Source organism: Clostridium lundense DSM 17049, assembly GCF_000619945.1.
GTDB classification, from domain to species: domain Bacteria; phylum Bacillota; class Clostridia; order Clostridiales; family Clostridiaceae; genus Clostridium_AO; species Clostridium_AO lundense.
Genome location: NZ_JHVC01000025.1, coordinates 1 through 18,227 on the forward strand (window position 1 = coordinate 1; position 18,227 = coordinate 18,227).

At 32.1% G+C, this 18,227-nt stretch carries 16 protein-coding genes and 1 rRNA gene; 4 read left to right on the forward strand and 13 right to left on the reverse strand.

The genetic code is table 11. From position 1 onward, the window contains the following. The 4 genes from T514_RS0119540 to T514_RS0119555 form a co-directional block, all read right to left on the reverse strand. A 16S ribosomal RNA gene (locus tag T514_RS0119540) occupies window positions 1-237 on the reverse strand; the annotation flags it as partial. 435 nt (window positions 238-672) lie between these two features. Beyond that, complete coding sequence (locus tag T514_RS0119545; RefSeq protein ID WP_027626291.1) at window positions 673-1,839, reverse strand: sensor histidine kinase; 1,167 nt, start codon at window positions 1,837-1,839, stop codon at window positions 673-675. Continuing rightward, window positions 1,836-2,501 carry a response regulator transcription factor gene (locus T514_RS0119550; protein WP_027626292.1) on the reverse strand — a complete coding sequence of 222 codons (666 nt, stop codon included), beginning with the start codon at window positions 2,499-2,501 and terminating at the stop codon, window positions 1,836-1,838. Before T514_RS0119550 ends, T514_RS0119545 begins: the two co-directional genes overlap by 4 nt. Window positions 2,502-2,598: 97 nt before the next feature. Further along, on the reverse strand, window positions 2,599-2,940 hold the full coding sequence (locus T514_RS0119555; protein WP_027626293.1) for a hypothetical protein: 342 nt from the start codon (window positions 2,938-2,940) through the stop codon (window positions 2,599-2,601). 341 nt (window positions 2,941-3,281) lie between these two features. Between T514_RS0119555 and T514_RS0119560 the strand changes: the two genes are divergently transcribed. The 3 genes from T514_RS0119560 to T514_RS0119570 are packed head-to-tail and all read left to right on the forward strand — an operon-like array spanning window position 3,282 to window position 5,847. Further along, complete coding sequence (locus tag T514_RS0119560) at window positions 3,282-3,992, forward strand: DUF5058 family protein (RefSeq protein WP_027626294.1); 711 nt, start codon at window positions 3,282-3,284, stop codon at window positions 3,990-3,992. A gap of 21 nt (window positions 3,993-4,013) precedes the next feature. Then, the gene (locus T514_RS0119565) at window positions 4,014-4,682 is read left to right on the forward strand and encodes a hypothetical protein (protein WP_027626295.1); all 669 of its coding nucleotides are present in this window, start codon (window positions 4,014-4,016) and stop codon (window positions 4,680-4,682) included. Between the two features lie 43 nt (window positions 4,683-4,725). Then, entirely contained in the window at window positions 4,726-5,847 is a 1,122-nt protein-coding gene (locus T514_RS0119570) for a M20/M25/M40 family metallo-hydrolase (RefSeq protein WP_034869741.1), read from the forward strand. A 483-nt stretch (window positions 5,848-6,330) separates the two neighbouring features. Here the strand turns inward: T514_RS0119570 and T514_RS25070 are convergent, their stop codons facing one another. From T514_RS25070 to T514_RS0119600, 5 genes are all read right to left on the reverse strand, one after another. Then, the gene (locus tag T514_RS25070) at window positions 6,331-6,810 is read right to left on the reverse strand and encodes a hypothetical protein (protein WP_051542192.1); all 480 of its coding nucleotides are present in this window, start codon (window positions 6,808-6,810) and stop codon (window positions 6,331-6,333) included. Window positions 6,811-6,897: 87 nt separating this feature from the next. Continuing rightward, window positions 6,898-7,935, reverse strand: coding sequence for a sensor histidine kinase (locus T514_RS0119585; RefSeq protein WP_027626298.1), 1,038 nt, complete (start codon window positions 7,933-7,935; stop codon window positions 6,898-6,900). Next, on the reverse strand, window positions 7,932-8,609 hold the full coding sequence (locus T514_RS0119590) for a response regulator transcription factor (RefSeq protein WP_027626299.1): 678 nt from the start codon (window positions 8,607-8,609) through the stop codon (window positions 7,932-7,934). The genes T514_RS0119585 and T514_RS0119590 overlap by 4 nt, the downstream gene beginning before the upstream one ends. Before the next feature lie 115 nt (window positions 8,610-8,724). Further along, complete coding sequence (locus tag T514_RS0119595) at window positions 8,725-10,896, reverse strand: ABC transporter permease (RefSeq protein WP_027626300.1); 2,172 nt, start codon at window positions 10,894-10,896, stop codon at window positions 8,725-8,727. Beyond that, window positions 10,886-11,662 carry an ABC transporter ATP-binding protein gene (locus T514_RS0119600; protein WP_479723130.1) on the reverse strand — a complete coding sequence of 259 codons (777 nt, stop codon included), beginning with the start codon at window positions 11,660-11,662 and terminating at the stop codon, window positions 10,886-10,888. The genes T514_RS0119595 and T514_RS0119600 overlap by 11 nt, the downstream gene beginning before the upstream one ends. 376 nt (window positions 11,663-12,038) lie before the next feature. Here T514_RS0119600 and T514_RS0119605 point away from each other — a divergent pair, with 376 nt between their 5' ends. Continuing rightward, entirely contained in the window at window positions 12,039-12,632 is a 594-nt protein-coding gene (locus T514_RS0119605) for a cysteine peptidase family C39 domain-containing protein (protein ID WP_027626302.1), read from the forward strand. A gap of 346 nt (window positions 12,633-12,978) precedes the next feature. Here T514_RS0119605 and T514_RS0119610 read toward each other — a convergent pair whose 3' ends face one another. The 4 genes from T514_RS0119610 to T514_RS0119625 form a co-directional block, all read right to left on the reverse strand. Then, window positions 12,979-13,713, reverse strand: coding sequence for a hypothetical protein (locus T514_RS0119610; RefSeq protein WP_027626303.1), 735 nt, complete (start codon window positions 13,711-13,713; stop codon window positions 12,979-12,981). Window positions 13,714-13,719: 6 nt separating this feature from the next. Continuing rightward, on the reverse strand, window positions 13,720-15,954 hold the full coding sequence (locus tag T514_RS0119615; protein WP_027626304.1) for a gluzincin family metallopeptidase: 2,235 nt from the start codon (window positions 15,952-15,954) through the stop codon (window positions 13,720-13,722). Continuing rightward, window positions 15,955-16,833, reverse strand: a complete 879-nt coding sequence (locus T514_RS0119620; RefSeq protein ID WP_027626305.1) for an ABC transporter ATP-binding protein — start codon at window positions 16,831-16,833, stop codon at window positions 15,955-15,957. 306 nt (window positions 16,834-17,139) lie between these two features. Next, a complete protein-coding gene (locus T514_RS0119625; protein ID WP_027626306.1) occupies window positions 17,140-18,123 on the reverse strand; it encodes a YdcF family protein in 984 nt (327 codons plus the stop codon). Window positions 18,124-18,227: the final 104 nt, after the last annotated feature.

The following is an 18,227-nucleotide window of genomic DNA, read 5'->3' on the forward strand; positions in this document are numbered from 1 at the left end:
ACCGCGGGCCCATCTCAAAGCGGATTACTCCTTTGGTTAAGTCTTTATGCAAAAACTTAACATTATGCGGTATTAATCCTCCTTTCGGAGGGCTATCCCCCACTTTGAGGCAGGTTGCCCACGTGTTACTCACCCGTCCGCCGCTAATCCATCCCCCAAGAAACTTCATCGCTCGACTTGCATGTGTTAGGCACGCCGCCAGCGTTCGTCCTGAGCCAGGATCAAACTCTCAATTTAAAAGTTTAATCTTTTTAGCTCATCGCTATTTTAAACAGTTTCCTGTTTGAATTGACTGGTTTCTCTTCTCTGTTTAATTTTCAAAGACCATTGCCGTACTAGACAGCTTATTCATAATATCATCTCTGTTTCCCTTTGTCAACACATTTTAAAAATTTATTTTTCATCAATCAATTTGTTGATGCATGTGTTTTTCGGGAACGAGATATATGATACCACGGTACTTATAACGAATTTTGATTTATATCTCTATTTTAACAAATTTATATTAGATATAATCTATTTTGCTCATTTTTTCTCATAATATCTTCTAATGATACACTAGGACAAGTATTTCATTAAAATCACATTTTTCAGAGTAAACGGTAAATAAAAACAATTAAATATCTCTATATAATTAAAAAAGTGCTCTTTTAATATAAGCACTCTTCATTACTACACTATTAATTCCCTATTCATTGGAAATCCTATTGTTACCACTGTTCCTTTATTAACTTCACTATTTATATGTATATCCCCTTGAAGTTTTTCACATGCTGTCTTTACAATAGACAATCCTAATCCATTTCCTACTGTATTTTTAGAGCGTGAATGGTCTACCCTGTAGAAAGTCTCAAAAATATGGATTAAACTATCAGATGGAATTCCTATTCCTGTATCTGTGATAACAATTACTACATTTCTTCCTTCTTTATAAACACAAACACTTATAGAGCCGTTTATTCTATTATACTTTATGGCATTTGATAATATATTTGAAATAATACTTTTAAATAGGGAAAAATTTGAGTAAATTTTTATATTCTTAACATCCATAAGTATAGAAATTGATTTTTTTTCTATCTCGGATTCATAGTCACTTAGACATTGGAAAATGACTTCACCAATATCAATCTCCTGTTTTTGTGGTGCAACATTGTTAGTAACCTCTAACAATTGACCTACTATTTGAATAAGATCATCTGTGCTTTGCTTAACAGTTGTCAAGTTTTCCTTATAATCTTCTACTGTTGGATTATCATCCAATTCTAAAACCTGTATAGATGATTTAATAACTGCAAGAGGCGTTTTAAGCTCATGTGCCGCATTTTGCGCAAAATTTTTCTGTATTTGAAATGCAATTTTAAGCCTTGAAAGCATTGTATTAAATGAATTTGTCAGAGAATACACCTCATCTTGATATTTGGGCAGTTCAATTTGTGTCTCAAGGCTATTGACATCTATTTCTACAGCAGTTTTATCAAGTACAGATAGTGGTTTCAATGTTTTTGAAATTATAATATACGTGAAAACTATACCACCCAAGACCATTAGCACCATTACAAAAATCTGCTTATAACCAAAAGACCTTTGAGCAGCTCTAACATTATAAGTTATGAAAATTTTATCGCAATCTCCATTGTTTTTAAATACAGTGTTCTTATTATCATTACTGATAATTTCTCGTTTTAACGGTTCCTTAGGCTCTTTTGAAAGCTCTATAATCAAAGGGTTAACAAATTGATTGTTACTATTTAAAATACTATATCCCGTCAATAATCCCATAGTAACTATAAGTATAGAAGAAATTAAAAGGGTTATTTTAACTTTCAAAGATTTCATAATCTACCACCAAATTTATATCCTTTTCCCCTTGTATTTACTATCACATCTTTTGTTTCAAGCTTTCTTTTAATCATAGAAATATGATACTTACATGAATTTGAAAACAGATCAGCCTCACTATCCCAAACATGCTCTATAATTTCTTCAGCTGAAACATATCTATTCTTATTTAGCGCAAGATATTCAAGTATCCCAAACTCTTTATTAGTTAATGAAATGTACATATCATCTTTTTCAACTGTTTTATCTACTATATTTATTGTTAAATCTTTATAAATTATAATTTCATCTGATATTGTAAAATCCCATCTTAGAAGATTTCTTATTCTTGCAGATAACTCTAAAAATTCAAATGGCTTTTCTAAGTAATCATTTGCACCCAAATCAAGTCCCATAACCTTATCCTCAACATTGTTTTTAGCAGATAATATAAGTACCTTTATTAGCTTATCATCTTTTCTTATAGCTTTAAGTACTTCAAATCCACTGATCTTAGGAAGATTAAGATCAAGTACAATAATATCATATCTATTTACCTCTAGGTTGTACAATGCTTCTTCCCCATCAAAAGCTGCATCAACTACAAACCCTTGCTTCTTTAATCCTTTTTGTAAAATTGACGAAAGCTTCTCTTCGTCTTCTACCAATAAAATTTTCAAATACTCACCTCCGAAAACACATAAGCCACACCTGTTAGGCGCAGCTTAATATGTTCATTATATTATTAATTGCTTTATTTTAAAACCTTCTAATCAATTATTTTTGTACATCAGTATATATCTTAATGCCTTCTGATGACTTTTCAATCCTTATAGCCTTCTTATTAATAGCAACTGCATTTTCTATCTTTTGAGGTATTTGATCATCAACATGTATTTTAATGCCTCCAGATACTTTTTCAATTTTTACAACTTTCTTGTTCATCTCAATCGCATTAGCTGGTTTTTGTAGTATTTCTCCTACATCATATGTTTTAACATTTGCAGATAAATTATCAAGACAATTTCCCTTCTCCTTAGTTGCTGCAAAAGTTGTTGTAGGTACTGATGCTAACATACCTGCTGCCAAAAGCCCCATTGCAATTTTTTTAATTTTCATTATGAAAACCTCCCATAAATTTTATTTGGTGTTGTTCACCGTAACTAAAGTATACAGGAGTAATGGTTAGATGAAGGTTAGTTTTATTAATTCATACAAAAGTTTCCTACATTAACAATACATGTATAGTATCAATATATTAATTAAACAGTTAAATATAAATTGTAATTTATGTTAACTTATCCCTTTATTCTACATATTTTTTCATAAATGTTGACATTTTTTAAAAAATATAGTACAATTCGAAATATTTGTTGCTACAGAAAAACATTTGCGTTTTCCAAACAAACAACTTAACTTACTAAATTAAGAAATTTAAAATAGAAAGATGGAGGTAAACAATGAACGAAACAAATCATTTATATTATGCAAATCATCCTATTATGTGGATTGTATGTATACTAGGTATATCTGTTGTATTAATTCAATCTGCATTAATACTTAAAAAATCAATTAAAGCAGGTTTAGATATGGGAATGGATTATTCTAGAATGAAGAAAGGTATTAAAACAAGTGCTATTGGTAGCATTGGTCCAGCATTAGGTGTTGTTGGAAGTCTGTTAGCTTTATTAGTGACTATGGGTTCCCCTGTGTCTGCATTCAGATTAAGCGTAATTGGCGGTTCTAACTTTGAAGCTATGGCTGCCAACTTTGGAGCTCAAGCTTTAGGGTCAGAACTTTCTACTAATATGACTCCTGTAGTATTTACAAATGCCCTATGGACAATGGCATTAGGTTCCCTTGGATGGATAATATTCGTATTTTTATTTGCACATAAAATGGACAAAGTAAATAACTTATTAACAAGTGGAAGAAAAGCATTATTACCAGCAGTTAGTATAGGTGCTATGCTTGGATCTTTTGCATACTTTAACGTTGGTAATTATCTAAAAGTTAAAACAAATCCTGATGTAACACTTTCTGCAATTTCAGGTCTGATTATTATGATAATATGTTTGAAGTTAGGAGATAAAAAATTTACCTGGTTAAAGGATTGGGCTCTAACAATTGCAATGTTTGGAGGAGCAATTATTGGAACTGTAGCATTTTAAAATAAAGGAGGACTACTATAAATGAATGTTTATGATAAATATATTAAAGATATTACAAAAATCGGTAGATTTACTATGATTCTTGGAGTGGTTGTAAGTTTGCTTCCTCCACTAATTATGACTCTAGTATTTGGATTTAACCCTGGACTTGGTGCAATCTTAGCTGGGGCAGTTTCTCAGATGTCAGTTTCCGGAGCTTTTTATTTTAGTGAACCTATTAGTTATTTTCCTATCGTTGGTAGAGCTGGATTATATATGGGGTTCCTATCAGGAAATTTAGTAAATATGAGAATACCAGCAGCAGTATCTGCTTTAGAAGGATCAGGTTATAAATCTGGTACTGATGAAGGTGCAATCATGGGAACTATAGGAATAGGAGTTTCTATATGGGTTGGTATTGTATTTTTATTATTATCTGTGTTTGCTGGACAAACTGTGCTAGCTACATTACCTCCATCTGTTACAAAGGTGTTATCCCTTATTATTCCTGCATTATTTGGCGGAGTTTTTGCCCAATTTGCATTAAAGTCTCCAAAATCAGGTATATTTGCTCTTGCTATTGCTTTTATAATGACAAAGATTGTTACCTTTATTCCAGGTAAACCATCATTCATTGTTACTCTAGTTTCAGTATTTGCTACAATTTCATTCGCTAAGAGGCAACTAAGTAAACAAATAGATAATGAATAACTTCAAATTAGTTACTAACAATTTAGTATTAGGAGGTATAATATTGAATAAACAAAGGTTATTAAATAATCTAGTAGAAATGTTAGAAATTCACTCACCTTCAAAAAAAGAAGGAGAATATGCAAAATATCTTGTAAATTTATTTAAAGAAATGGGTGCACTAATATACTTGGATAAAGGGTACCTAGAATATGGTGGGGATTCTCCTTCAATAATAGCTAAGTTTCCTGGTAATATAGAAGGTGATGGAGTAACCCTTGCTGCTCACATGGATGTGGTAGAACCTAATTCAAATGCAAAGGCAATAATAGATGGTAATATAATCAAAACAGATGGAACAACCACCTTAGGTGGAGATGACAAAGGTGGAATAGCAGCTATTATAGAAACTATAAGGACTATAAAAGAAGAAAACATCCCTCATAAAGACATTTATGTTGTTTTAACACCTTGTGAAGAGATCGGTATGCTTGGAGCCAAACATTTTAATTGGGAAGAAATACCCAAAGATATGTTTCCTGCAAAAAATATGATTGTTGTTGATAATGCCGGGAAATCTGGGCTTATTGCACATTCTGCCCCAAGTAAATATGATATTGAAATTTGTTTCCAAGGTAAAAAAGCTCATGCTGGCATAGAGCCTGAAAAGGGCATCAATGCTATAGCTGTGGCATCTTATGCTTTATCTCATATGAACATAGGCAGAATTGATGATTTAACAACATCAAATATTTCAAAAATAAACTCTGAATTTCCATCAAATGTAGTTCCTGATGTATGTACAATTAATGGAGAAATAAGAAGCCATTCTGAAGATAGAATTTTAGAGATTATTGAATTATATAAAAAAGCATGCGATGAATCTGTTACAAAGCTTGGCGGTAGTTATAAATTAAATTATCAATGTGATTATCCAGTGTTGAAACCAAATGATAATCTAATTTTTGCAAAACAGTTTGCTGAAGTATATGAAGAGTTGAATATTCCTTCTGAACTTAAGGTTATTGGAGGAGGATCAGATAGCAATATATTTGCAAAACAGGGATTTAACTCAATTATTATTGGAGTAGGAATGAACAATGTACATACTGTTGAAGAGTACTTAGAAATTGATGAGCTACTAAAAACAACAGAAGCTCTTGTTAAATATATAAAAAAGGGATGAATGATTTTCAAAGGAGGATATATCGTGGGATTTTTTTAAAGTAAGCCAGGAAGTATAATCAGTGACTACTTCAAGGCTCTTGAAGATATTGGAATGTTCCCTAAAGGAACAATGATCGAAGTCGCACTATATGATGATCACATTGAAATGACAACAATATGTATTAAAGGCAGCGTCTCATTGAAGTACTCGCAAATCACAAATGTTACATATAATTCTCATACAAAGAAGTTACTTTTTCTGATCACCTATACATCTTCATCAGGTGAAGAAAAGCTCTTGCAATTTCATGATACAAGGATGTATAAAGGTTTTAAAGTCCAGTCAAAATTGAAAGAGCTATGTGAAATTCATGAACCTATTCTTGATGTAAATCTGGTTGAAGAACATATTGATTTATAAAAATTTTATAATAATAAGCAGTCTTTCTTATAGGCTGCTTCCTTTTTCTACTTTATTTAAATTTAAGTTAACAAATGAAATTTATAAATCCACATTCTTTTGTAATCTAACTATAAATATTGTCATAATTATAGGAATCAACACTCCTACAACCACATAACTCCAACTAAAAAATGAAAAAACATAAGGGTAATAGGTTCCAATACCATTGATACCTTGCCTCATATGCGATCCTTCATCAGTAGTTATTTGCATAACACTTGTAATATAAAGAGGATTAATATCAAAAATATATGCACTTAGTAAATATATTATTATTTTCTCTGTAATACTAGGTACAAAAAAGCCTAATGCATAAAAAGTTTTACTTTTCCCTCTACAGAAGAATAAATAATACAGTGCACCAACTGTATAAGGAAAAACTAGTAGTAAAATTCCTAAAACATTCTTTGCTCTCAAGAAGCCACCTGAGATAACTATGAAAACTATCAGTAAATAAATGGATAGTATAATAAACCATCCTAAACATAATTTGTAGAAATTTTTATATGGTTTTTCCACTTTTACGCCCCCCATTTTTTTCCATTGATACTGCTTTTCTACTTTATCATTATCTAGGCATTAACTCATTAATGTGTAGTTGATAGATTATTGTTTCACGTTTGGAAATATTAGCGATATAGTCAACCCCGAGCCCAACTCTGATTTTGCATCTAACTGAATTGCTAAATCATAAGCCATCTTGCTTACTAAGAAAAGTCCCATACCTGTTGCTTGTCTGGTATAAGTACCTCTCATTCCAGTAAAGCCCTTATCAAAAATAAATGGTAAATCTTCTTCAGATACACCAGGTCCATTATCACTAATATTTAAGATAGCCTTATCTCTCACTTTGTCATAAAACGTTTCAAACTTCAAAATTGGAATATCCTGATTCTGTGAAATATGTTTCGTACTATTAGTGATTATTTGTCCTAATATAAAAGCTAATCCCTTGCGGTCAGAAAAGACTTCCATTTCTTCACCTATGAATTGTATTTGAAAACTAGATTCATCTAGTAATGTTTGATGATCTTCAATTGTTTGTCTACAAAATGCTAGTAAATTTATAGAATGAAAAATATAATCTTTATGAATAGCCCCAAGTCTTGCAAAATACAAAATTTGCTCTACGTCTCCAATCATTTGCTCTTTAATATGAAGCATACGCTTTCTAACAAGGGGAGACATTTCGTCAGTACGATTATCCAATACTAATGTCATTAATGATAGAGGCTTTTTAATTTCATGAACCCATCCCTCTATATAATTTTCATAATCCCCCAATTCAATGACTTGATCATTAAGTTCAGATTGATATGATCTTATAAGGCTCCCCATCCTATAAATAAACCACCAATAATTCTTAGGAGATACATGGCATAATATTTCTTCATTGGTCTCGCTTGCTTCTAATAAGAAATCTTGAAAAGCTTCTTCTATTATTTTTTGCTTTCTAATTATAATAAATACAGCCACCGATATCATGGCTAAAGTAAAAACAATCATTAATCCTACTAACACCTTAAAGGTTTCTGGATAAGCCAGCCAAGCTAAAAAACTAAATAGAATAGTGGTAGCCATCAACATAAGAAACCATTGTTTATAAGCATAAAGACAATCATATATTTGCTTTATCCATTTCATGGCTTCATATACCCCCTAAGCCTATACCCTTTACCCCTTACTGTTTCAATTTGATGATCTAAGTCTAATTGACGCAATGTTTTTCGTAAGCGAGTGATATTCACTTGAAGTGCATTTTCGTCTATATATTGGTCCATTCCCCATAAAAGTTCGCTCAGTGTTGATTTGGATACAATCTCAGGTCTATTCTGTACTAAAGCCAATAAAATTTTTCCTTCATTAGTTGATAATAATAAGGATTGAGATCCCTTATACAAAGTAAAAGTATTGGGATCTATGAAAAAACTGCCAACATCTATCAATTCTGGTTGTCCTTCAAATCTTCTTAACAGGTTCTGAATACGCCCTAATAATCTATCTCGATTACATGGTTTCGTAAGATAATCGTCTGCACCTAAATTAAGACCATGTAATTCATCTTGTAACTTATCTCTAGATGTAAGAATTAATATTGGACCAATCCCTTTTAATTTTAGATTTTTGCATACTTCAAATCCTGATTGCTCTGGTAAATTAATGTCTAACAATATTAAATCTGGTGTCAAAGTAGCTATTTGATCAACCATATCATGGAAGTCTGCAATTGCTATTACTTCATAACCAGCTCTTTGCAATACATCCATTAATTCTTCTCTCATTAATAAATCATCTTCAACAATTGTAATCCTAGCCACTTCAGCACCTCCCTCCATGTAAAATTTAATAGTCCCTTAAGGCACATTTAAAAAATAAATAAGTCAGTATACTAGGATATTTTGCATCTTTGACTTGTTATCTATTTTAATGTGCCTAATCTATATTGGGCTTCCAACGTAACTTATCAATCTCATGATCTGCTGAACGGGCAACTGCTACTCCATAAATCGCTACTGTTACTATTACGATAAACGCAAAGGTAAATGCAATAGGATAAAGCGATGCTTGATTTTCAATGTAAATATCAACAAATGAAGCCATAGCCTTTATTCCAACAGTTCCACTGACGAATGCAAGAGACATAGGTAACAAAAATGTCCACAACACTTGTTTATACATAGATTTCTTCATTTGATTACGTTTTGCACCTAAGATTGAAAGTGTTAAATAGCGTTGTCCAGTCTGTTTCATCTGTGTCAAAAATTGTAAAGATAATACCGTACAAGCAATAATCAAAAATAAAAATCCCATATATAAAATTGTATAACTTGCAGTAACAACACCAAAGAGTTGGCGTCCAAAGTTTTGTAAATAACTTTCAAACCTAAATCCTGAAAATTTTAATAAATCTCTAGCCTCCATCATTGGTTTCAGTAAACCTTTCTGTTCTTGCATCTTTTGTGGGATTCGAAAATTCCAATATGACACATAGGTTTCTGTATTTATTAACTGTTCAAACATATGATCAGGAACTATAAATGCTGAAAAAATTTCTGCTAAACGGTCTGCTACTAATCCCCTCATGGGAACTGATGGACGTATAAATACTTCCTTATTATTAATACTCATCAAACTTTGCCCTTCTTTTGCAGCCTTTTCAAAAATGTTATCTAGTACAGGTAGTTTGTCTAAATTATCCATAGGCATAAAGTCTGGATTAAAGTATAAGACAATTTCATCTGAATGTAGGTTCAAGGGATTTTCTCCTATAGCTTCTAAAATTCCATTATAAGATGATTCAGGAATGAGATAAGGTGTTCTTGTACCTGTCTCTAGGATGCCAAACAGATTAACTGCTTCAGGATTTCCTTCACCAATATCATAACACTGAATTTCTCCAGATAAAACTTGTTCTTTATAATCAGCTGGCAGAGCCATAATAATTTGCTCTCTTAATTTGGACCAATCAACTAATGACAACACCATCCCATCTTCTCTATGAACACCTTGATGTTTCATTTTTCCAAGCTTCAATAGATTTAAATCCTCTACATATGGTGCAATTTTTTTTGAAGTAAGATAATCCTTAACTTTTGGATTATCTCCATTAACAGTAAAATCATATAACGAGGAATTTTTTCTATTATATAACCTACTTCCTGAGTTCAAAATAGTTGAGGCACCATTTGCTATCAAAATAATAGATAATGTGATTAAAATAGATGTTACCGCAACAGAGGTAGATCTATTAGCTATGTTCTCTTGAAACTGCCTTAATGTAAATGTGTGCAACCTTTTAGTAGATTTACGCTGAGACAATCCTGCTAATAAACTTAGTAATTTTCCAAATCCATTCATAAAAAATATAGTTCCTAAACTTCCCAGAGCTATTGCTACAAACGGAACAATTCCTGCAAAGTCCATAAAATGATATAAAACAATCCAATAGGCAATACCTAGTAATATAGAACCTATTAAAATATTAAGTGTATTGCCTTTTAACTGCCCCATATCTTGTTTTTTATCCATTTGCTCATAAAGTAATTGATATAAGTCCTGATTAAATAATCCTCCACCAAGAATAATTAATGCTATAAACTGAATGAATAAAAAACCGATTATTGTAAAAAAAATCGCATCTACCGACAAGGTTAGTTGATGACCCACAATTCCCTGCCCAACCAATTTAGAAACTGTTAAGCTAATTATTTCTGCTAAAAATCCTCCTATTAAAATGCCTCCAATAAGTGCTAAAATAGAAGTAATTAATGCCTCTGCTAAAAGTTGAAAAACAAGACGTTCTTTGCGCATTCCTAACATAAGATAAAGTCCAAACTCTTTGCTTCTCCGATTTAATTGGTACCTATTAGCAAATAAAATTAAGAAAAATAATAAAAATAATGCAAATATATAAACAACTGGCATCCTAGCTAAAAATTTATCGATTGCATCACTTTCAAACTCCTTTAAAAATAAAATAACATCCTGTCTTCCAAGGGAGAGAATTATATAAAACGAAGCCACTGCTGCTACAAGTGTTGCAAAGTAAATTAAATTCTCCTTACGACTTCGATTAGCATTACGATAAATCAGCCTATAGAACATTTGCGTTTCCTCCCCCAAACTGAGATAATAACTTTAAAATTCTTTCATAAAACTCCTGGCGAGACTCATCTTGTTTGCAGCGCAGTTCATGAAATATCACACCATCTTGAATAAAAAGGATTCTTGAGCAAAAGCTTGCTGCATTAGGGTCATGGGTAACCATCAATATAGTTCTTTCGCTACTTCTGTTAATACCTTCCAACTTATTCATTAAAATCCTTGCAGAGCGTGTATCCAATGCTCCTGTAGGTTCATCCGCAAGAACAATATCTGGATCAGAAATCAAACTGCGTGCAGCAGCTACCCTTTGCTTCTGTCCTCCAGACATCTGAGATGGGAATTTATTTAGAATATCTGTAATTTCTAAGAAACTTGCTAACTCATCTAATTTAACTTGTGCTTTTGCAAAATCTACTCCATGAATAGATAATGGTAATAATATATTTTCTTGTCCAGTTAAGTTGTCCAGTAATTCAAAGTCTTGAAACAAATATCCAATTCGACTACCACGATATTCAGCTAAATCTTTACTACCAAAAGCACTTATGTTTTTACCATTTAAAAGTATACGCCCAGATGTTGGTTTTATTATTGTTGCAATACAGTTTAATAATGTAGTTTTTCCAGATCCACTTGGCCCCATTATTCCTAAGAATTCTCCTGGAAAAACATCAAAACTAATCCCTTGTATAGCTTTTGTTATGTTATTATTCTTTCCATAGTTTTTTTGTAAGCCTTGGACTTCTAATAATTTCCTTTGACTAATCACAATATAACTCTCCTTTTACAGTTTTGCTGAAAAATCCCAGAATTGATCATTGATTTATTTAAATTATATCAAATGTAGAAATCTAAAAACACTTACAATTGATGTAAGGTAAGCAGATAGAAAAAGAAATAATGCCATTGCTGAAAAGAGCTGATAACCAAGAATTTTCATTCAAGGTTATCGGCTCTACCACATCTTTAAGAATAAAGCCTGTATGGGCTAATAATGTAATAATTATTATCATCCCCATGTTCATTATGGTTATTAACATGTATATAATACTAAACAAATATTAACGCACATTATTCGACATTATATCATATATTATCATTATAGAGAGTTTTCTCTAACTTCTGGTAAGGAGTGATAAATAATGCTAGCTAAAATTGAGAACATTGACAATTCCGAAACTCATATTAATTCCTGCAATCATCTTATTCCTGTACCACTATGTTATCAGGAAACCGTATACACTTGCGGCGTAGCTTGTGTACAATCAATACTTGCAAGTTACGGCATCGTATACCGACAGGATATACTGATAGAGCTATTACAGCAAAAGCCAATATTTGGTACTGATTATCATAATATCATTAACTTTATGCAAAAGCTTGGCTTTCAAGCCTCTTTTAATATAGATATGAACATTAATATTGTTAAATCTTATATTGACAACATGATTACACCTATTCTTACAATTCAGGCTTGGAAAGATGACAATATTGACTATAATTTTGACTGGAAAGATAATCATTATGTAATCGCTTGTGGTTATGATGATGACAGGATTATATTTATGGATCCTTTCACACTGGGCAACTACACCTATATTACCAACACCGAGCTTATGAAACGCTGGCATTCAGTTGATCAATTTGGCAATCATAGTTGCTTCAGTGGTTTAATTTTTAAAAATGAAAATCTGCCGATAATATACAAACCCCATATCATAAAGCGTCAAGATTAATTATCTGGTTTAAATTAACATCATATTTAAAATCATCAAAATAGTCCACTTATTAGAAAGTTGTTATTGCATATTAATTCATTATAAACCTGCTTTAGTAAAAAGCCTTGTTCAATTTGATACAAGGCTTTCTTATTATCTAATTTGGAAATCTACTTATGTATTTCTCGTTTTTTATAATGCCAAGAATAGTAGAAGTTGCCCAAGTAGATCTGCCATATTTTGTTATGTATCCAATATTCTACAATTACTACTGTTACTACTGTGCGGCAGAGCTAAGTACTATTTACAAATTTTAATACCGCACAAAAATTAACTTTTGCTTTAATAGATTTATACTAACTTTTTAAGGTTTTTCAGAAAGCTTCTTAAATGAAGCCACATATAAGACCATTCCTACTAGAGTAAATATAAGCCTACTTATTATAAAATCTAAAGACAAACTAAAAACAGGTTCACCGAAACTATCAACGGATAGAACTGTAGGCATATAAGTCACATACCCTTTGGCGAAAATATCAATAAAAGGTGTGCTACTAAAACTTATAAGTGACAAAATCAAAACAATTGGAATCCAAACATAAAGCAAAATTTGGCTTTTGCTGCCTAAAAACATACTTGTTCCAAAAACAAACACAAAAGTGGGAAGTAATATTATTAAGATTGGTAATAAAAAGCTTTGAAAATTTATAAAACTAAAAGTTGTCTTGTAAAACGCCAAACTTATCAAAATACAACATACCGCAATAATTAAGTAAGAAATAAACAGAGCTAAACTTTTTGTAGCCAAATACTTTTTCTGTGGTAAAGATGTACATGAAGTAATTTCTCTTACTCTTTCTTCGTTTCTAGAAAAAAGACCTGTGCAAGTAAGCATAAGAATTAATAACATAATCGTATTTATATCACACAAAAACTTGCAATAACTCCATTTTGAAAAAGGTGATGTACCAGAAACACCTTGTATTATTTTTGTATAGAGGTCAATCATTGAGAAAAAGAGTGCAATTATGAAAGTTATCACAAATATTTTTGAAAAAATTATTCTTTTCAGTTCGTATTTAAGAATTTTTATATCCATTGACGACTACCTCCTTTTAGCACCAGTAATATTTAAAAACTCAGAAAAAGATAGTTTTTTATCTTTTTTACCATAGTATTCCTTGTAAATGACTTTCATGGAATTGAAATAATTGTCTTCACCAATGTTATTATAAACATTGTAAACTTCAAGTGGTGCCAAAGCATAAATTTTATTAGCATGTAAAAATAATGAGACGTAATACTTTGGAAGCATTGATAATTTGTTCATGTATTCAGGATTTCTTTGATAAAAGTTTCGATTTAATTCATTTGCTCCTTCTTTCCATTTTTTCAGCAATAAATTTTCTGCATAATCTTTTCCAAATTTGTTTTTCAAGAATAAATAAGTGCTAAAATCCGCAAAAGCGTCAGTTGACCATTCATCATGATTTTTATCTATTTGATTAGGGCTTTTTTCGTTAGATACATCTACTCCACCGCCCCACCATTGATGGGCAATTTCATGGGTCAGCAAAGCAAAAGTGTCAGAAGAAGAGGCTTGGGATGAATCTACATTGGATTTTTTCTTTAAACAATCTTCGGAAATACAAGAAATATTTCCTGCTTGAATTCCAACTCCACCATGTACTCCTGATGTTACAACTACTTTAAGACTATCCCTGCCTAGGGGCCCAAATTTTTCCGAAAAGAACGAGAATATATCTAAAGTGTCACTTCCCCTAGATTCAAATTCTTTTCTCGCAGATAATGGATAGAAAAACTCCACATTTGTGCCCCTTACATTTCTTTCAAATATTCCATATGGTCCGGCTTTCAAAGATAAATCATTTAGTTTATTACAAGAAAAACTCCAAGTAGTAAAACCATCCTTCTCAGAAATTTTGCGATTTTTATCTCCCTCCGTTATGACTGTAAACTTTGAGTCTATTTTTATTTTTCCTTCAATAATCCTATCATTTTGTTCAACACAAAGAACTGGAGCAATGTCAATGGCGTGCCCTAGACTTACATAATTTTTGCTAATTCCTTCGGAAAAATCTTTATTTAAACTTATGGCTTTCGGTGTACCTGAATACCTTATACTTAGTTTAGCTTTAGTATTTTTGGGAATGCTTGTTTGAAAAACATTTCCACGTTTTGCGTTATTCAAAATCTTGGACAAAACCTGCGTGTAGTTTATGTCTACATTGTCTAACTTGATTTCATTAATGTGGTAACCCTCTGCTAATTCAAAATATATGTTTTGAGGCTTGTCAGTGCCGTTTTGCAGTTCCTCAAAATAAGCTCCACTAGCACAATTTTTGTTTTTTTCTATCTTAAGATCTACAAGTATATTTGAAGTTCCTATGACATTGGTGTTTACAGGCGTTTCTTTTTTACCACTAATCAACGTTGACACAACATCCATAAGGGAAATTGATTTAAAAATTGGTTCATTTTGAAAAATAAAAAATGCTCCAAAAAGAGAAACCAAAAAGCAAATTGGCAGCATCTTATATTTTCTACAGTTTTTAAAGATAGATTTAATTAATCCTTTTTCATAACATCTATGGCACAACATTCCGAATAAAAATATGGACATAGCTACCGATAATCCAAACAATCTATTCCAGAGCATTCCCAAAAGGATATTCCCACTTCCGAAATTTTCAGAAAATCCACTAGCACCTGTCTGAACCCACATATATTGATAATTAATATTTCCTGTTAAAAAACTAAAAAGCACTGCTAAAAGCATAATAATACAGGTTATATTAACGTTCCTAAATATAAGATAAAATCCTGCAGTCATAAGAATTGTTAGCACAATGGAACTAAAAATTATTATGGAATAACTGAGCAAGAAATAACTAAAATTGCTTAAACTCCCCATGTTAAATATATAGTGAGGAATCATAATTATCATTGAACCCGCTGTTGAAATAAAACCCGCACAGATTAAGCCTGTAATTTTAGTTAAATTTATCTTTATAGAACTTGATATTGGTTCAATTATATAATCCACTCTAAACCTAAGTATTTTGTCAAACTCAAAAACTGTTAGTACAGTAAAAGCAAGAGTTGAAACTACTGCCCCTGCCTTTGCTGGAAAAAGTATGGTTTGAGATAAAAGAGTAGAGCTATTTATTCCAAGTAGCAACTTGCTAATACTTTCGGTAATGTAAGGAGAGAGTAATGCAGCAATCAAAGGAAAAACTGACGTAAGCAAGATTATTATTTGAGTAAATCTGGACTTTAAAATCCGCTTTGTTTCATAGGCAAAAAATGCATTCCTCATTTAATGAACACCCCCATTGTGTATGACATATGTGTACGCATCTTCGAGGGTAGGCTCTATCAGTGAAATAGAGCTTTCTATTTCTTTACCAATAACACGGCAAGAGATGCCATTACCTGTAAACAATTTGGATGTTATTATATACTTATCTCCAATTCTTTTTTCTAAAGACTCGTTATCTTTTTCCTCAATAAAACCAACATGTCCGTGTACAGCTTTTATTAAATCCGGCGAAGTTCCGTCAAATAGAATCCTACCGGTATTAATGATTATAATTCTATTGCAAATTGCTTGTATATCATCGATGATGTGAGTGGAAAGTAATACTATTTTGTCCTTTGCAGTCTGTGAAAATATATTTCTAAATTTAATTCTTTCTTCTGGGTCAAGTCCAACGGTAGGTTCATCTAAAATGATAAGCTCGGGATTTCCAAGTAATACTTGTGCTATACCAACACGCTGTCTTTGACCGCCTGAAAGAGTTTTAATTTTGAAGTTTCTTTTTTCTTGTAAATTAGTCTGTTCAATAGCTTGTCTTATCATACCTTTCACATCTTTTTTAATTTCTTTTAATGCACACATGTAATCCAAAAACTCATAAACTGTTAATTCATCATATAAACCAAAGCTTTGGGGTAAATAACCTAACTGCTTTCTCAGTTCTTTTTCATGTTTTTGGATTGGTTTACCATCAACAATTATTTCCCCAGCTGTTGGTATTATCTTCGATACCAATAGTTTCATAAAGGTACTTTTTCCAGCACCGTTTGGACCCAAAAGTCCTATAAAATTTGGGCTGTTAACTTCTAAATTAATGCTATCTAGTGCCTTTTTTCCTGTTTTGTATGTCATACTCACGTTTTTGATACTAATTTTCATAAATATTGTTACACTCCTTTTTCATGGTTTACCTATATAATAAAGCCTTCAACTTACATTTCTGTGACTTTACGGTGAGAGATTCGTCACTTTAGGAAAGGAAAGAACAACAGCGGTTTTGATTGTTATTTCAAAACCGCCGCATAGCCACATTGTGACTGCAAAACATCATCTGCCACAACTGAGGTTTTTTATTACCGCAGGGTAGCATTCATTTGTAATTTATATTACTTGTGTAGAATGGATTCTGTATTTTGAAGGTTTTACAGGGGTGACTGAATAGTTACGTCTATTGTTCAATTATCATCAAGAATAAATTTTGGCAACTGTTATCCCCCACAACAGTATAATCGCCACAAATATCCATTTATATCTGAACATAATGGCTATATATTCACGGATAAAGGCGCTTGGCCAGTAATAAGCTGCTGTTCCACATCCAACACCGCTTGCCTTTATCTTCAGCTTTTTTGCATAGAGACTTGTTCGGAAAACATGATAATTATTCGTCACAAATATATAGCGGTGTTTCACACCATTCACATCCAGCATATCTCTGACATTTTTGAGATTTTCAAAGGTAGTCTTAGACTGTTCCTCAAGAATGATATCCTCTTCTGGGAATCCGGTTTTTACAAGATAATTTTTCATTGCTGCTGCTTCCGATATCTTCTCATCATCGCCCTTACCACCTGATACCACAATCTTCGGATGTTGACTGCATTTATGGTAAATATGGACGGCTTTGTCAACTCTGCCTTTCAGCAGCGGAGATACCCTTTCTCCGCCTATCAGACCACATCCATGGACGATAATATAAGCACAATTCAGTCTTTTCGGTAAGCAGGTATAAATCAACGAATAGATCAACAGTGCAGAAAACGTAAAGGTAATATAAAACTCCAAAATCAACACCAGTGAGAATAACGTCCTCATCACCGAAGCATCCTGAAAAAAATACATTCCAGCAATGGTTAATATACTTCCCAGTATCATGGCTATTCCCGTCAATAAAGATAGAACATTCTGCAAACGCCGTCCCTCTTTTTTCATCATCTCCAAACCATTCACAATGAGGAAGATGGTAGTAACAACAAAAATCAATGGTATCAGCAGCATCGTTAAAATCCCAAAAATCATTCCTCGGATTCCCGGTGCAGAGCCAAATCCAAGAAGAAAAATGCCAATTGCCATCATCAGCAGCAGTGCATTCCAGAAACTTCTTGGTTCATATAGCATGCTGATAACAAAAATGAGCATTAAAATGCAACCAGGCATCATTAAAGACATTCAGACCACCTCTTCTCAATATCATCTGCGTCCCAATCGTCCTTAAGACAATTGGGAATCACTTAAACTCAATCATACAGATGTTTTTTGATTTTTTCTATTAA

Bases quoted from the DNA above. Each gene is read 5' to 3' on its own strand.
- T514_RS0119545 (WP_027626291.1), bottom strand. From the start codon at position 1,839: ATGAAATCTTTGAAAGTTAAAATAACCCTTTTAATTTCTTCTATACTT.
- T514_RS0119555 (WP_027626293.1), bottom strand. From the start codon at position 2,940: ATGAAAATTAAAAAAATTGCAATGGGGCTTTTGGCAGCAGGTATGTTA.
- T514_RS0119560 (WP_027626294.1), top strand. From the start codon at position 3,282: ATGAACGAAACAAATCATTTATATTATGCAAATCATCCTATTATGTGG.
- T514_RS0119565 (WP_027626295.1), top strand. From the start codon at position 4,014: ATGAATGTTTATGATAAATATATTAAAGATATTACAAAAATCGGTAGA.
- T514_RS0119585 (WP_027626298.1), bottom strand. From the start codon at position 7,935: ATGAAATGGATAAAGCAAATATATGATTGTCTTTATGCTTATAAACAA.
- T514_RS0119595 (WP_027626300.1), bottom strand. From the start codon at position 10,896: ATGTTCTATAGGCTGATTTATCGTAATGCTAATCGAAGTCGTAAGGAG.
- T514_RS0119605 (WP_027626302.1), top strand. From the start codon at position 12,039: ATGCTAGCTAAAATTGAGAACATTGACAATTCCGAAACTCATATTAAT.
- T514_RS0119610 (WP_027626303.1), bottom strand. From the start codon at position 13,713: ATGGATATAAAAATTCTTAAATACGAACTGAAAAGAATAATTTTTTCA.
- T514_RS0119615 (WP_027626304.1), bottom strand. From the start codon at position 15,954: ATGAGGAATGCATTTTTTGCCTATGAAACAAAGCGGATTTTAAAGTCC.
- T514_RS0119620 (WP_027626305.1), bottom strand. From the start codon at position 16,833: ATGAAAATTAGTATCAAAAACGTGAGTATGACATACAAAACAGGAAAA.
- T514_RS0119625 (WP_027626306.1), bottom strand. From the start codon at position 18,123: ATGTCTTTAATGATGCCTGGTTGCATTTTAATGCTCATTTTTGTTATC.